The organism is Mesorhizobium sp. M7A.F.Ca.AU.002.02.1.1, from assembly GCF_003998535.1.
In the GTDB taxonomy this organism is placed as follows: domain Bacteria; phylum Pseudomonadota; class Alphaproteobacteria; order Rhizobiales; family Rhizobiaceae; genus Mesorhizobium; species Mesorhizobium ciceri.
Genome location: NZ_RZPB01000068.1, coordinates 1 through 14,347 on the forward strand (window position 1 = coordinate 1; position 14,347 = coordinate 14,347).

The 14,347-nt window shown below is 62.2% G+C and carries 15 protein-coding genes; 9 read left to right on the forward strand and 6 right to left on the reverse strand.

Annotated features, from left to right (window positions below; translation table 11 throughout):
* The 5 genes from EN879_RS06970 to EN879_RS06990 form a co-directional block, all read right to left on the reverse strand.
* The coding region (locus EN879_RS06970) for an FAD-dependent oxidoreductase (protein ID WP_127273991.1) at positions 1-1,059 on the reverse strand (1,059 nt) is incomplete at its 3' end.
* Positions 1,059-2,237, reverse strand: coding sequence for a M20 aminoacylase family protein (locus EN879_RS06975; RefSeq protein WP_063168762.1), 1,179 nt, complete (start codon positions 2,235-2,237; stop codon positions 1,059-1,061). The genes EN879_RS06975 and EN879_RS06970, both read right to left, overlap by 1 nt.
* A complete protein-coding gene (locus EN879_RS06980) occupies positions 2,234-3,043 on the reverse strand; it encodes an ABC transporter permease (RefSeq protein WP_082826529.1) in 810 nt (269 codons plus the stop codon). The genes EN879_RS06975 and EN879_RS06980 overlap by 4 nt, the downstream gene beginning before the upstream one ends.
* Positions 3,040-4,215 (reverse strand): ABC transporter permease, encoded by a 1,176-nt coding sequence (locus EN879_RS06985; RefSeq protein ID WP_063168760.1) that lies wholly within the window; start codon positions 4,213-4,215, stop codon positions 3,040-3,042. Before EN879_RS06985 ends, EN879_RS06980 begins: the two co-directional genes overlap by 4 nt.
* 55 nt (positions 4,216-4,270) lie before the next feature.
* A complete protein-coding gene (locus tag EN879_RS06990) occupies positions 4,271-5,326 on the reverse strand; it encodes an ABC transporter substrate-binding protein (protein WP_063168759.1) in 1,056 nt (351 codons plus the stop codon).
* Positions 5,327-5,447: 121 nt separating this feature from the next.
* On the opposite strand from EN879_RS06990, the gene EN879_RS06995 reads away from it, so the two are divergent.
* From EN879_RS06995 to EN879_RS07015, 5 genes are read left to right on the forward strand one after another with little or no spacing between them, the layout of a single operon-like run.
* Positions 5,448-6,782: an aminotransferase class III-fold pyridoxal phosphate-dependent enzyme gene (locus EN879_RS06995; protein ID WP_063168758.1), complete on the forward strand. Its 1,335-nt coding sequence runs from the start codon at positions 5,448-5,450 to the stop codon at positions 6,780-6,782.
* Complete coding sequence (locus EN879_RS07000; protein ID WP_063168757.1) at positions 6,782-7,519, forward strand: GntR family transcriptional regulator; 738 nt, start codon at positions 6,782-6,784, stop codon at positions 7,517-7,519. The genes EN879_RS06995 and EN879_RS07000 overlap by 1 nt, the downstream gene beginning before the upstream one ends.
* Positions 7,519-8,625, forward strand: a complete 1,107-nt coding sequence (locus EN879_RS07005) for an ABC transporter ATP-binding protein (protein WP_063168756.1) — start codon at positions 7,519-7,521, stop codon at positions 8,623-8,625. Before EN879_RS07000 ends, EN879_RS07005 begins: the two co-directional genes overlap by 1 nt.
* A gap of 31 nt (positions 8,626-8,656) precedes the next feature.
* Positions 8,657-9,592: a 3-keto-5-aminohexanoate cleavage protein gene (locus EN879_RS07010; protein WP_063168755.1), complete on the forward strand. Its 936-nt coding sequence runs from the start codon at positions 8,657-8,659 to the stop codon at positions 9,590-9,592.
* Entirely contained in the window at positions 9,589-10,035 is a 447-nt protein-coding gene (locus EN879_RS07015; RefSeq protein WP_164745900.1) for an acyl-CoA thioesterase, read from the forward strand. The genes EN879_RS07010 and EN879_RS07015 overlap by 4 nt, the downstream gene beginning before the upstream one ends.
* A gap of 66 nt (positions 10,036-10,101) precedes the next feature.
* Here EN879_RS07015 and EN879_RS07020 read toward each other — a convergent pair whose 3' ends face one another.
* Positions 10,102-10,671, reverse strand: coding sequence for a cupin domain-containing protein (locus EN879_RS07020; protein WP_063168754.1), 570 nt, complete (start codon positions 10,669-10,671; stop codon positions 10,102-10,104).
* A gap of 193 nt (positions 10,672-10,864) precedes the next feature.
* Here EN879_RS07020 and EN879_RS07025 point away from each other — a divergent pair, with 193 nt between their 5' ends.
* The 4 genes from EN879_RS07025 to EN879_RS07040 all read left to right on the forward strand — a co-directional run.
* The gene (locus EN879_RS07025; RefSeq protein WP_063170311.1) at positions 10,865-11,878 is read left to right on the forward strand and encodes an arginase family protein; all 1,014 of its coding nucleotides are present in this window, start codon (positions 10,865-10,867) and stop codon (positions 11,876-11,878) included.
* A gap of 207 nt (positions 11,879-12,085) precedes the next feature.
* Positions 12,086-12,883, forward strand: a complete 798-nt coding sequence (locus EN879_RS07030) for a transporter substrate-binding domain-containing protein (protein WP_063168753.1) — start codon at positions 12,086-12,088, stop codon at positions 12,881-12,883.
* Between the two features lie 21 nt (positions 12,884-12,904).
* On the forward strand, positions 12,905-13,627 hold the full coding sequence (locus EN879_RS07035) for an amino acid ABC transporter permease (protein WP_063168752.1): 723 nt from the start codon (positions 12,905-12,907) through the stop codon (positions 13,625-13,627).
* Positions 13,628-13,774: 147 nt separating this feature from the next.
* Positions 13,775-14,347, forward strand: a 573-nt coding sequence (locus EN879_RS07040) for an FAD-dependent oxidoreductase (protein WP_164774331.1), incomplete at its 3' end; no start/stop codon positions are given.

Genomic DNA, 14,347 nt, shown 5'->3' on the forward strand with positions numbered 1-14,347 from the left:
GTTCCATGATGTCTCGAGCGGAAAATCGGCGAGCGCCGGGTGGCCGTCCCGCAGCGCGCGACGCATTTCGGCGACACGGGGCGACTGGCCATGGAAACGCTGGTCGACGATGCCGCCGAAGCCAATAACGCCACCGCTGACGCCGACGGACAGCCGACCATCGCGCGTCGGAGACCAACCGCCAACGAAGACGCGGGAATCGATCATCAGCGGCGCCCGGCGGTAGCCGATCTTGTCGAGAAGGTCTGGAATGGGCTGTGACATGGCGTCGTCGCTGGAGATGTTGAAGATCGCAGGGGCCAGTTCCGGAATCGCGCCGGACCAGGCATTCATGGCAAGCACGACCTTGCCGCAGGATACAGTTCCTTTCGCCGTTTCCACCGTGAGCTTGCCCCGTCGTGAAAACCGCTTCATCGGCGACTTTTCATAGATCCGAACGCCGCGCTTTAGCGCTGCACGACGCAGGCCGCGCACCAGGAATCCGGGATGCACTGTTGCCGACGAAGCGTCGAACGCGCCGCCGAGGTGGCTCGTCGTGCCTGCCATCGCCGCGATCTCGTCGCGCGAAACGCGTCGCGCAGGCACGTAGCCATGCGCCGCCAGCTTGTTCAACGCGTCGTCCCAGGCGCCAAGCTGTGCTTCGCACGTCGCGCCCCAGATCCAGCCGATGCGATCGAACCAGGCGTCGATCGCCTCGACCTTGCAGAAAGCCTCGATGCCGCCGATCGCGGCTTCGGATGCCTTGATGATCGAAAGCGCGTCGGTTCCGTCGCGCAGGGCGACAAGCGCGCTGTATTTGGTCCATGCCGAAAGCACCATTCCGGAATTGCGGCCGCTCGGGCCACCACCACAAATGTCGCGCTCTAAAATGACAACATCGAAGCCTGGATTGTGCTCCTTGAGGCGGATGGCCGTCCACAATCCAAGATACCCGCCGCCGACGATGCAGATGTCGGCCTGCGTTGCCTCTTCGAGCGGAGGCGCAAGGTCTGGGTCCTCGGGCAGGACCTGCCGCAGCCAATGGCTTCGCCAAACAATGTCCTTTTCCGTCAGTTGCATCACGATGCGCCTCTGGCCGACAGGCGGCGCTCCACCAGCCTGACCCAAAGGCTGGCGCCAATCGGCAGGATTGCGTCGTTGAAGTCGTAGTTGGTGTCGTGAGCCGCAGCCTGATGCGCATCGTCGGCCTGGCCGAGCAAGAAATAGCAGCCCGGCCGCTGTTCCAACATGTAGCAGAAATCTTCCGAGCCCATCTCGGGAGGCGGATCGACGACGAGACGTTCCGGTCCCATCACCTCGTTCGCAATCGCGATCATCGCATCGGCTTGCGCCGGGGTGTTGATCGTCGGCGCGAAGGGCGTTTCATAGAGAATGTCGACGCTGGCGCCAAAAGCTTCAGCCTCGTTTTTCGCGATGCGGCGGATTGCCGTCTCCAGCGTCTTTTGAACCTGATGGTCGAAGGTGCGCACGGTGCCGGTCAGAAACGCCGTATCGGGGATGGTGTTGAAGGCTTCGCCTGCGCGCAGGCTGCCAACGGTGACGATTGCCGGAGCGTGCACATCGGTCAGGCGGCCGGGCAGGGCTTCGATTGCGAGCAGGATGCGCGCGGCGATGGGGAGTGGATTGATCGCCAGATGCGGTGTCGCCGCATGGCCGCCCCTGCCGTGGACGACGATCTCGAAGCGATCGGCCGCCGCGGCCACCGTTCCGCGGTGGACGGCGATCTCGCCGAGCGGCCGTTCGCAATTGTGCAGCGCGTAAACTTCATCGCAGGGGAAACGCTGGAAAAGGCCCTCATCCAGCATGGCAAGCGCCCCACCTCGACCCTCCTCGGCCGGCTGGAAGATGAAATGCACCGTGCCGGCGAAGTCGGGCGAGCGAACAAGTGCTGACGCTGCGCCGAGCAGCATTGTCGTGTGGCCGTCATGGCCGCAGCCATGCATCCTCCCGGGGACGCGGGACGCATGCGGCAGCGGCCGCGCCTCGGTCATCGGCAGGGCGTCCATATCGGCGCGAATGCTCAGGCTGCGACCAGCGCCGAGCCTGCCCCTGAGCGTGCCGACGACGCCTGTGCGGCCGACACCTTCGGTCGTCTCGATGCCCCACGAGCGCAGTTTGTCCGCCACGAAACGTGCCGTCTCGAACTCTTCGAAGCCGAGTTCTGGATTGGCATGCAGATGCCGCCGCCAGGCCGTCATCTCTGTCTCTAGTTGCTGCACCGAGGGTACCAGTCTCATGCCGATGCCTTTGCGCGAAGAGTTTGTGAGCGGCTCTGCAGGATGGCGATGACCACAAGCAGGATTGCCGAGAAAGCGATCAGCAGCACGGCGACGGCCGCGATGGCGGGACTGATGGACTCGCGCACCCCGGAGAATATCATGCGAGGCAAGGTTCGCTCTGCGCCCGTCGAGAGGAAACTTGCGACGACGACTTCGTCGAAAGAGATGATGAAGGCGATGATGGCCCCTGTAATGACGCCCGGCGCTATCAGCGGCAGCACTACCTTGAAGAATGTGCGCATGGTGCCGGCGCCGAGCGATGCCGCCGCGCGAACCAACGTCCGGTCGAAGGTCGAAAGGCTGGCGACGACAGTCGTCAGCATCACAGGCACGGCCATGGCCGTATGCACCAGAATGATCGATAGCTTGTTGCCAACGAGTCCCAGTGTGGCGAAGAATGAAAAGGCCGCGACGCCGACAATGACGACTGGCGTCACCAAGGGCGCGGCGATGATCGCATAGAGGATCCGTTTGCCGGCAAAATCGCCCCAGGCGAGCCCGATCGCCGCCGGTATGCCGAGCAGCAGCGCCAGAACCGTGGTGGACAGCGCGATGACGACCGAGTTCCACAGCGCGGTCGGCCAGCGCTGGTCGACCCACAGTTCGGCATACCAGCGCAGCGACCAGCCCGGCGTCGGAAACGCCAGCGAGTTGCTCGAGGTCAGCGACATGGGGATCACGATCAGCAGGGGCAGGATGATGAACGCCAGCAATGTCGCCGCATAGGCATACATCAGCCATTTCCGAAAGCGGTCGGCGCTCATGCGACATGCGCCTTGCGGCGGAAGAGGACGGACGCCGTCCAGAACAGGAATGCAAACAGGACGAGGATCATCAGCAGTTGCAACGAAAGCGCTGCACCCATGCCCCAGTTCAGTGTGCTGTTCGTGTAGAACGCTATGTAGCTGGAGATCATCTGGTCGGTCGGCCCGCCGACAAGCGTCGGGGTGATGTAGTAGCCGAGTGCGAAGACAAAAACGATCGCCCCGCCGGACAGGATTCCTGGCAGGATCAACGGCAACTGCACGCGGCGCCACGCTGTGAGCCACGGCGCGCCCAGTGACAGTGCCGCGCGCATATAGGTGGTCGGAACCCGCCGCATGACGGCGACGACGCAGAGCACCATCATGGGCAGCAGAACCTGAACCATTGCCACGTAGAGTGAAAAGCGTGTGTAAATGAGATTGAGCGGCTCGCTGACGATGCCGAGGCCAAGCAGCGTGGAATTCACGGGTCCGTTCTTCTGCAGCACGATGATCCAGATGACGGTGCGCACCAGCAGCGATGTCCAGAGCGGAAACAGGATCAGCGCGAACATGAGCTTCGACCAGGCCGGCGGCGCGCTGACAATTGCCTGCGCCAGCGGCACGGCGAGCACCGCGCAGATCACGGTCACCACGATGCTGATCCAGATCGTACGCAGCAGCGCGTCGACGAAGATGGCGCGATCGGCTGAAATGGCTTCGATCGAATTGTCCGCGCCTCGCTTCAGGTCAAGGCTCGCAAGCAGATAATAGTCCGTTCGCGCGCTTTGCTGACGCGCGATGACCTGCCAGAGATCGATATTTTTCCAGCCGGCCTGTTTGGAGAGCACCTCGTCGCGCACGGGACGCATAGTCAGCTTGCCGTCGGCCGCATCCTTTGCCGTCTTGATGACGAGGAAACGGCTGCCGACGACGCGCTGGTTCACGAGTTGCGCCAGTACGCCTTCCTTTCCGGCGCGCCGCGCGTCGGCCAGGTCCTCGACGAGTGCTGCAAAGACGGGTTCGCCAGGCAGGCCGCTATCTGCTTTCCAGCCTGCCAGAGCGGCAATTGTGTGCGGCAGGTTGTTCGAAAAATCCGAGTTGTCGACGGCCAGAGCGAGGAAGCGCGCCACCGGCCACAGAAACAGAATGACGACGAACAGGATAAGCGGGGCCGTCAACAGGGCGAGCATGCCGCCCCGTTGGCGCCGCTTTATAGCCGGCTTTGTCCCGACCAACATGCCTGGGTTACTTCGCGAGCCAAGCCTTGAAGCGTTCTTCCAGCGCTTCCTTGTGCTCGGTCCAGAAGTCGTTGTTATAGGCGGCGCCGTACTGGAGGTGCTCCGGCGACGTCGGCAGGTTGGCCTTCCAATCCGCGGGAATGAGGTCGGCGGCTTCCTTGCGGCCGGTGCCATAGGCATAGAGTTTCGAGAAGCCGGCCTGATTTTCAGGGATGGAGAACCACTTGAGGAGATCCAGCCCGCCCTGCTGGTGCGGTGCGCCCTTCACCACGGCCCAGTAGTCGGTGCCGTAGAAGAAGCCTGCGTCCCATGCGATGGCGTAGGGCTTTTTCTCGTTAATGGCTTCGTTGGTGATGCGTGCATTGAACGCGTCGCTGAGCGTCACTTCCCCGCTGTCGAGGTTCTGGATGCCCTGCGTCGTGGTGGACCACCAGACGACGTTCGGCTTGATCTTGTCGAGCATGGCGAAAGCCCGGTCGATACCTTCCGGCGTGGCCAGCACCTTGTACATGTCCTCGCGCTTAACGCCGTCGGCCATCAGCGCGTTTTCCAGCGTGAACTGCGCCTGCTGGTAGAGGCCACGCTTTCCCGGAAATTTCTCGACGTTCCAGAAATCCGCCCAGCTCTTCGGCGCGGCGTCGCCCTTGTAGACATTTGTGTTGTAGGCGAGGACCGTGGCCCAGGTATCGGACGCGACGCCGCATTCGTGCAGGGTGCCCGGCAAATAATTGGCCGCGTCGCCTGTGATTTCTGGCGTCAGCGGAATGAACAGGCCTTCGGCGCAGCCGACTTCCATGGCGGGCGCTTCGACCGAGACGACGTCATAGGTGATGTTGCCCGCCTGCACCTGGGCACGCACCTTGGCGACCTCGCCGCCCCACTCTTCCATGACGATCGGGACGCCCGTCTTTTCGGTGTACTTGTCCCAGACCCCATCCTTGTAGGCCTTGTCCCATGTACCACCCCAGCCGACTACCGTGACGGGGTCGGCCGCGGACGCGACCAAAGCCGAGGTCGCGAGGCAGATCGCGGCGGCAGATACGGCTTGCAGATAAGTCCTCATTGCAGTTCCCCTTTCTTATCGTTGTAGATTTGATCAAATTTCAAACGCAAAATTGATTGATTAGCAACAGGAATTTACGGTACGGTGTAAAAAAGTGAAAAAGCCAAAGGGATTTGATCGAATGCTGCAAGGCACTAGAGACGTGCGCGCCAATGTCAGTCTCGCTGCTGTTCTGGACGAGGCGCGACAGCGTTTCGCTGACGCAAACCCGAACAGCCGGGCGCGTCAGAACGAGGCCGCGGCATCGTTGCCGGGCGGCAATACGAGGGCTGTTCTATGGTATCGGCCATTCCCCGTATCGTTTGTTTCCGGTGAAGGCTGCAGGGTGACCGATCTGGACGGCCATACCTATGTCGACCTGGTCTCGGAATACAGTGCCGGTTTTTACGGCCACTCCGACAAGGCGATTTCGGCGGCCCTTGTGGACGTCATACAGGGTGGCATCATGTTGGGCGCACCCAACCGCTATGAGGCGCGCCTGGCTGCCGCGGTGGTCGACCGTTTTCCGGCCATCGAGCGCGTGCGCTTCTGCAACTCGGGCACCGAGGCGAACATCATGGCGATTTCGGCGGCTCGCGCCATCACGCAGCGCTCGAAGATCCTCGCCTTCCGCGAGGGCTATCATGGCGGCGTACTCACCTTCGCGCATGGCGGCTCACCGCTCAATTTGCCTTTCCCCTTTGTCTTCGCCGACTACAACGATAGTGCAGGCGCCGTGGCGCTCATCAAGGAACAGGGCGACGAACTTGCCGCGGTGATCGTCGAACCGATGATGGGCGGCGGCGGCTGCATCCCGGCGACGCGTGAGTTCCTGGAAGCGCTGCGCGCCGCGACGAAGGAGACCGGCGCGCTGCTGATCTTCGACGAGGTGATGACCTCGCGCCTCGACTACCGCGCGCTCCATGGCGCACATGAAATCTTTCCCGATTTCGTGACGCTCGGAAAGTACATCGGCGGCGGTGCGAGTTTTGGCGCATTCGGTGGACGCGCGGATCTCGTCGACCGCTTCGATCCTGCTTTGCCTGGTGCGTTTTCGCATGGCGGGACGTTCAACAACAATATTCTCAGCATGGCTGCTGGTTTGACCGGTCTGACGCAGGTGCTGACGCAAGAGGCGAGCCGCGCCATCAATTCGCGCGGCGATCGCTTGCGTGAAGCGATGAACGTCTCCCTTGAGCGGTATGGCGTCGAGGGCATCGTCATAGGGCGCGGGTCGTTGATGAACCTGCATTTCGTCAGGGGGCCGGTGGACACGCCGGCGCGGCTCGACGATGCCGATCCATCGGCGATTGCGCTTTGGCATATCGAGATGCTGTTGCGAGGGTACTACGTGACGCCGCGCGGCATGCTGGCGTTGTCACTGCCATTTGGCGACGCAGAACTCGACGGCTTCGCCGCCGCATTCGACGATTTCCTGTCGAGCAACCTCAAAATACTGCCGCGCCGGACAAACTGATGCTCGATCGCAAGGATGCCACTGCCGGCTCGGCCGCGCAAAAGACAGCTCATGTTCGTGTACATACGGGCTTGAAGGAGGCACTGATGAACGGTGACTTCCTGCCCGGCCAGAGACTGGTCGTACGACAGCTTGCCGAACAGTACCGGACCAGCGCCATGCCGGTGCGCGAGGCCTTGCGGCAACTCGTCAGCGACGAGGCGATGTTCGACCACCCAAATCGGGGCGTCATTGTCCCTGAGGCCACGGTGGCGCGTATTTCGGATCTGGTGCGTGTGCGCTGCAGCGTCGAAGGGACGGCGGCCGAGTGGGCCGCGACGACCATCACGCCCGAAGAACTCGATGAATTGGCGAAGCTGAACGGGCTGATGCGCGAATGCGTCGAGAGCAATGTCATGGCTAATTATCTCGGCCTGAACAGGCGCTTCCATTTCACGATGTACCATGCCGCGCGTTCACCTCTCATCCAGCAGATCATCGAGAAATTGTGGCTGCAGGCAGGACCGTTTCTGAACATCGTCCGCTCCGACGTGACCTACGGCCTGGGCCTGGACCATCACGACGAAATGCTCGCGGCGCTGCGTCGCGCCGATGGCGCGGCTGCGCGCAAGGCGCTGGTTGCCGATCTGCGCGAGGCCGCCGACATCATTCTTCGCGCCGCGGCGGCGGCTGAGGCTCAACCTGCGCGCAAACGCCCGGCTTCGGTACGCCGTGATCCGAAGGCGCAGGCGCGGTGATGGGCGGATCCCCGCATGGCCCGGTTCATGTCGAGTTTCGTGGCGTCAGCAAGCGCTACGGGCAGACCGTCCAGGCGGTGCGTCAGCTCGACCTGGAAATCATGCGCGGCGAATTCCTGACGCTGCTGGGGCCTTCGGGATCCGGCAAGACGACGGCGTTGATGATGCTTGCCGGATTCGAGGATACGACCGAGGGCGAAATCCTCATTGACGGTCAGCGCATCGACAACGTTCCCGCCAATCGTCGCGGCATCGGCATGGTGTTCCAGAACTACGCGCTTTTCCCGCACATGACGGTCGCCGAAAATCTGGCTTTCCCACTCGAGGTCCGCAAACTTGGCCGCGAGGAGGTGACGCAACGTGTCAGGAACGTTCTCGACATGGTCCAGTTGCCCGAATTCGGCAACCGGCGTCCGGCGCAGCTTTCGGGTGGGCAGCAACAACGCGTCGCGGTTGCCCGCGCCCTGATCTTCGAACCAAATCTTGTCCTGATGGACGAACCGCTCGGCGCCCTAGACAAGCAACTGCGCGAGCAGATGCAGTTCGAAATCAAGGAAATCCATGCCCGGCTTGGCGTCACGTTCGTTTATGTGACCCACGACCAGACCGAGGCGCTGACCATGTCCGACCGGATCGCGGTGTTCAGCGCCGGCCGCATCGAGCAGCTTTCGACACCACGCGAACTGTATGAGCGTCCGACGGGCAGCTTTGTGGCGAGCTTCATCGGCGAGAACAACCGCATGTCCGGCACCGTGCTTGCCGGCGGTGAAAATGGTGGCGTGGCCGTCCATCTCGACGATGGCGATCTGGTGTTGAACGCCATTTCCCCTGGCGCGACGCCCCCTACGGGCGCCAGGGTGACGCTGTCGATCAGGCCCGAGCGCATGTCCTTATTGCACGAAGGCTCCACCGCCCTCAACGTGATCGCGGCAACCGTCGTTCAGTCCGTCTATGTCGGCGATCACATCCGGCTCGTCGCTGTCACGGCGGGCGGCCTGAAATTCATTGTCAAGCTTGCCGCATCGTCGTCTCGGTCCGAACTCAATGCGGGCGAGGCGGTTCGATTGGGCTGTGGTCGTGAGGATTGCCTCGCTCTCGATAGATAACAACAAAAGGCAGACAAGGGAGAGTTCAACCATGAAGAAATCGCCGAAAGTCGTCATCACCTGTGCGGTCACCGGCTCGATCCACACGCCGACGATGAGCCCGTATCTGCCGATAACGCCGTCCGAGATCGTCGACGCCGCTGTCGGAGCAGCCGAAGCCGGGGCGTCGGTGATCCATCTGCATGCCCGCGATCCGGAGACCGGCAAGCCTACCCCTGATCCCAGGCTGTTTATGGATTTCCTGCCGCGCATCAAGCAGCAGACCGACGCCGTGATGAACATTTCCACCGGCGGCGGGCTGAAGATGACCCTCGAAGAGCGCCTTGAAGCGGCGCACGCTTCGAAGCCGGAACTCTGCTCGCTCAATATGGGATCTATGAATTTCGCCTTGCACCACATCGCGCCGAAATACACCGACTGGAAGTACGACTGGGAGAAGGGCTATCTGGAAGACACAAAGAAGGGCATCGTCTCCAACACGTTCGAGCAGATCGAGCGGATCATCGTCGAGGTCGGCCAGGCTTATGGCACGAAGTTCGAGTTCGAGTGCTACGATGTCAGTCACCTCTACACGCTTGCGCACTTTCTCGACCGCAAGCTGCTGAAGCCGCCGCTTTTCGTCCAGACGATCTTCGGGCTGCTGGGCGGTATCGGCGCCGACCCAGAAGACATGATGCACATGCGCAGGACGGCTGATCGGCTGTTCGGAGACGACTATCTCTGGTCGATCCTTGCCGCGGGCAAGCACCAGATAAATCTCTGCACGATGGGCGCGATCATGGGCGGCAATGTACGGGTCGGTTTGGAAGACAGCCTCTATGTCGGCAAGGGCACGCTCGCCAAGAGCAATGCCGAACAGGTGGCCAAGATAAAGCGCATTCTCAACGAGTTGTCGCTCGAAATCGCGACGCCCGACGAAGCCCGTCAACTGCTGGATCTCAAGGGCGCACATGAGGTCGGGTTTTGACGCCCCCCGGCATCGAAACCTATGTCGGCGTCGTGCATCCTTGGATGTGCGACGCGATGGGCCATCTCAACGTTCGTCATTATGTGGCGATGTTCGATGACGCCAGTTTCCAGTTGCTGGGCAGGATTGCCGATCCTCGTTTGACGCCGACCCTCGGCTGGGCGGATGTGAGGATGGAGATCGACTACGTGCATGAAACCGCGGTGGGAACTCTGGTCACCGTTCGCAGCGTTATAGAAAAGCTTGGGAAATCGTCGCTGACTTATCTGCATGAAATGCGCGGTACGCTGGACGGAGTCCTGCATGCGCGCATGCGCACCGTAACGGTGCGCTTCGATCTTCAAGCGCGGAGCAAGATCGAGATCGAAGGCGAGGCCCGGCAGGCGAGCGCGAAACTCCCGAGGGGTGAAGCCGGCAGCTTTGCGCCTCAAGTCGGTCGTTAAGACCAGCTTCGCCGTTTCCCGAAAGCCGACGTCATCGGACTACGCTGGCTTAAGATGACTGCGCCTCTAGACGGACGGCGGCGACAGGATGAAAAGCGCTTGCGCCTGCTTGGTGGCGGAACTGTTGCGGAAGGTGTGGAGGCGTCTTGGGTCGAAAGTCATGGCGTCGCCTTCGAGCAGGACGAACTCCTCGCCTTCGAGCAACACGGTCACGCTGCCCTCGACGACGAACACGAATTCCTCTTCCGAACGCCAGCTGTAGAGCTTGTCGCCGCCGGTGCCGCCCGGCGCCATGATCGACAGGATCGCCTGCGTCCGAACCGCGGATTTCGGGCTGAGCAGGAAGTCTAAAAGGTCGGTGCCGCCGAGCACCGCCGGAGTGCGCGCGTCAACGCGGACGACAGCCGTGTTGTCATGCTGGAACAGGCTGCCGATCGTAATTCCAAGAATGTCGCACAGGCGAACGAGCGTTGCCACCGAGGGCGAGGCCTTGTCGCGTTCGACTTCGCTGAGAAAACCCTTGCTGACTTCAACGCCATCCGCCACGGCCTGGAGGGTAAGGTCCAGTTCGCGCCGTCGATTGCGCAGGGCATCACCGATGCGGGCCGTGGACGGCCTCTGGGTGCCACTCGTCATGATTGCGCTCTCAGCATGTTCAATCCCATACCGTCAGCTCGGTCCGCCGTACAAGCCGGAATTTTATGTGTTCTGTATAGAACAACTTTGTTGACTTATACAGAATTCCCCACCAGCATCCAGATGAATTTCGAGGAGGCGGCGGTGCCATGAGGCGAGCCTTCCCCGCCAGCATACGGATGAAGGAGCGATGATGAGCCAAGACGATATTGCCGAAGCCAGGCGCAGTTCGCAGAGTTGGTACTGGTGGGGCATCGCGACGTTTTTCCGCTGCCCGGTAGCGGAGACTCCGGCCGATGTGGATATCGGCCTGGTCGGCGTGCCGCACAGCTCCGGAAACGGCTCGACGGAGCGCGACCAACATCTTGGCCCGCGCGCGGTCCGCAACGTGTCGGGCTACTATCGCCGCTCGCACGGGGTGCACGGCTTTTCGCCATGGGATGCCGCCAAGATCAGCGATCTTGGCGACGTTCCCCTGCCCGAGGCCATGAACAACGAGGCCTGTGTCCGCGACATCGAAGCCTTCTACGCCCGGCTCGACGCCGCCGGCACAAACCCGGTTTCCATCGGCGGCGATCACTCGATCACCGGGCCTATCATCAAGGCCATCGCCGGACCGGGCCGGCGCCTGTCGGGAGGCCAGCCCTGCTCGCTGATCCATTTCGACGCGCACACCGATTCCTACGACAACATGCCCCACTGGCTTGGCGCGAAGCGTTCGGCGGCGCACTGGGCGGCCTATACGGCAAAGGAAGGTGCGGTCGACCCGGAACGCAGCATCCAGATCGGCATGCGCGGTCATCCGGCGGCGGATATCCACACCGGCGGCGTTGGCGGCTCGAGTCGCGCTCTGGGCTATCGGGTTGTTACGATGGACGAGTTCGAACGCTTGGGCATAGAGCGCATGGTGGAGATGATCCGCGAGCGGGTTGGCGATCGCCCCGCCTACATCACCTTCGATCTCGACAGCCTCGACCCCTCCGTCGCTCCCGGGGTTTCGAACCTCGAGCCGGGCTTCGGCGGCCTGACCATCCGCGAGGCGACGCGCCTTCTGCAAGGATTGAAGGGGCTCAACATCATCGGTGGGGACGTCGTCTGCCTGATGCCGACCAAGGACAGCCCCAACCAGATCACGGCGCAGGTCGCCATGGTGATGATGTACGAACTGATCTGCCTGATCGCCGCAAAGAATGCCGAGACGCACTGACGCGTGGCCTTGGCCGCTACAGGAGCGCGCCGACGCCATCGGTGATGGCGTCGCGGCTCGCGGCTCCGGACTTTCGATGCCGGTTGCCGATGCGGTGGCGCCATTCTTTCGCTGTCTCCTGTTCTCTTAAATGAATTATGTTGACTATTGACGAACTTTCGGCAAGCGTTCCTTGAGGCCGCCAAGAGCCCAAACTAGAGGTGAACCATGAACCGCAAGATCCTTCTACTCATCGCCCTCGCGGCCGCCACGCCGGCGGCAGCACAGCCGCCGAGCTTCGCCGCCGACGGTAAACTGCAAGCCTGCGTCGATCCCACTTTCCCGCCGATGGAATTCATCAAGACGGCGGGCGAGGCTCCCGTTGGCGTCGACATCGACGTCATCAAGGCGCTGGCCGCGCACTGGAAGGTCGACGCCAGTATCACGACGATGGACTTCAGCGGCCTGCTTCCCGGCCTGGAATCGAAGCGCTGCGACATCGTCATCAGCGGCGCTTTGCTGAAACCCGAACGGCTGGAGAAGCTGAGCGGCGTGCCTTATCTGAAGACCGGCGTCGTCATGATCGGCAAGGCCGACGATGCGTCCGCCTACAAGAGCTATGAGGATTTCTCCGGCAAGACCATCTCCGTCCAGTCCGGCACTTCCTATATAGGCCTGCTGGACAAGGTGAACGAGGACCTGGCCAAGGCCGGCCGCGACAAGATCACCATGCAGACCTATCCCAAGCAGACCGATGCGATGCAACAGGTGGTGCTGGGTCGCGCGGTCGCGACGATCAGCCAGGACACCGAATTCGCCTACCGCGACTTGCAGCAGCCCGGTGAGTTGAAGATCGTCTACTCGGCCGGCGCGCAGGATCAGTACGCGGCCTATTTCCGCAAGGATGAGGCTGACGCGGCGGCGGTCGCCGCTACTGTCAAGGAGCTTGCCGCGAACGGCACCATGAAGACCATCGCCGAGACGTGGAAGCTTCCGATGTCGACCATCAGTGGCATCGGTCAGTAACGGCGCGATCGGCAGGGTTCCGTGAGCTTTGACTTTGGCTTGTTCTGGTCGACACTTTTTTCCGGGACGTTCTTCAGGGCGGCGCTGGTAGCGCTCGCCCTGACAATACTCGCGCATGCGGCGGCGATCCTCCTGTCGCTGCCGCTTGCCTTGGCGCTCAACGGGCAAAACAAGGTGCTGCGCTGGGGAGCGACGGCCTATATCGCTGTTTTCCGCGCACTGCCGGCGCTTCTGCTGCTGCTGTTCGTCTGGAACGGCCTGCCGCAAATATGGCCGATCTTCCGCGAGACCTGGTTTTCGCCCTTCATCGCGGCCCTCCTGGCGCTGACGCTGAACGAGGCCGCCTATCAGGTCGAGATCAACAGGGCGGCGCTCAGCGCCGTCGAAGAAGGGCAGTTTCAGGCCGGCGCCGCACTTGGCCTGCGCAAGCCGCAAGTGTTCTTCCTGATCGTCGTGCCGCAGGCGCTGCGCATCGCCCTGCCGCCGACCGTCAACGAGTTCATCACGCTGCTCAAGACCACGTCGCTGGCCTCGGTGATCTCATTGACGGAACTGATGGCGGTCACCCAGCAAAGCGTCGCCTCAACGTTCCGCTATGCCGAGTTCTACGCCGTCACCTCCCTCTACTACCTGGCGATGGTCTATGTACTGATGATCCTGCAGAAGCGGATCGAACGGCGCTTCGCCTGGGCCAAGCCCCACGCGGCCGGAAACGATACCGACAAAGTGCCCCATCACGCATGACGGGCACAAAACGGTGGGCCGCAGCGTGCGGCACGCCATTGACATCCATCGACGCGACGGCATGACGCTGCTCCGAAAGGGCGCCAGATGCCTGAGCCGCGCAGCAATTCAGGGGGACGCGTAATGTCAGGGGCTAGTTCAGAACAGATGCCGGAACAGGCTGATGTCGTCATCGTCGGCGGCGGCATTGCCGGATGTTCGGTCGCCTATCACCTCACCAAGCTTGGCATCACCGACGTCGTACTGTGCGAGCGCAAGCAGCTGACATGCGGCACGACATGGCATGCCGCCGGCCTGGTGACGCAGTTGCGGGCGACGCGACAGATGACGGAGCTGGCGAAATACACCGGCGAGCTGTTCGGCCGCCTCGAAGCCGAAACCGGACAGGCCACCGGCTTCATGCAGCGCGGCTCGCTGCGTGTCGCCAACACCGAGGCGCGCTTCGAGGAGCTGGCACGCGGCGCCTGGATGGGGCGCAATTTCGGCCTGCCGGTCGACATGGTCACGCCCGGCGAGATCAAGGAACGCTGGAGCCCGGTCAACATCGACGGCATCGTCGGCGGCTTCTGGTTCCCCAATGATGGACAGGTCAACCCCACCGACGTCACCATGGCCTATGTCAAGGGCGCGCGCACCGGTGGCGCCTGCATTCTCGAAAACACGCCGGTCACGAAAATCCTGGTCGAGAACGGCCGCGTTTGCGGCGTGGTCACCGACAAG

Bases quoted from the DNA above. Each gene is read 5' to 3' on its own strand.
- EN879_RS06975 (WP_063168762.1), bottom strand. From the start codon at position 2,237: ATGAGACTGGTACCCTCGGTGCAGCAACTAGAGACAGAGATGACGGCC.
- EN879_RS06980 (WP_082826529.1), bottom strand. From the start codon at position 3,043: ATGAGCGCCGACCGCTTTCGGAAATGGCTGATGTATGCCTATGCGGCG.
- EN879_RS06985 (WP_063168760.1), bottom strand. From the start codon at position 4,215: ATGCTCGCCCTGTTGACGGCCCCGCTTATCCTGTTCGTCGTCATTCTG.
- EN879_RS06990 (WP_063168759.1), bottom strand. From the start codon at position 5,326: ATGAGGACTTATCTGCAAGCCGTATCTGCCGCCGCGATCTGCCTCGCG.
- EN879_RS06995 (WP_063168758.1), top strand. From the start codon at position 5,448: ATGCTGCAAGGCACTAGAGACGTGCGCGCCAATGTCAGTCTCGCTGCT.
- EN879_RS07000 (WP_063168757.1), top strand. From the start codon at position 6,782: ATGCTCGATCGCAAGGATGCCACTGCCGGCTCGGCCGCGCAAAAGACA.
- EN879_RS07005 (WP_063168756.1), top strand. From the start codon at position 7,519: ATGGGCGGATCCCCGCATGGCCCGGTTCATGTCGAGTTTCGTGGCGTC.
- EN879_RS07010 (WP_063168755.1), top strand. From the start codon at position 8,657: ATGAAGAAATCGCCGAAAGTCGTCATCACCTGTGCGGTCACCGGCTCG.
- EN879_RS07020 (WP_063168754.1), bottom strand. From the start codon at position 10,671: ATGACGAGTGGCACCCAGAGGCCGTCCACGGCCCGCATCGGTGATGCC.
- EN879_RS07025 (WP_063170311.1), top strand. From the start codon at position 10,865: ATGAGCCAAGACGATATTGCCGAAGCCAGGCGCAGTTCGCAGAGTTGG.
- EN879_RS07030 (WP_063168753.1), top strand. From the start codon at position 12,086: ATGAACCGCAAGATCCTTCTACTCATCGCCCTCGCGGCCGCCACGCCG.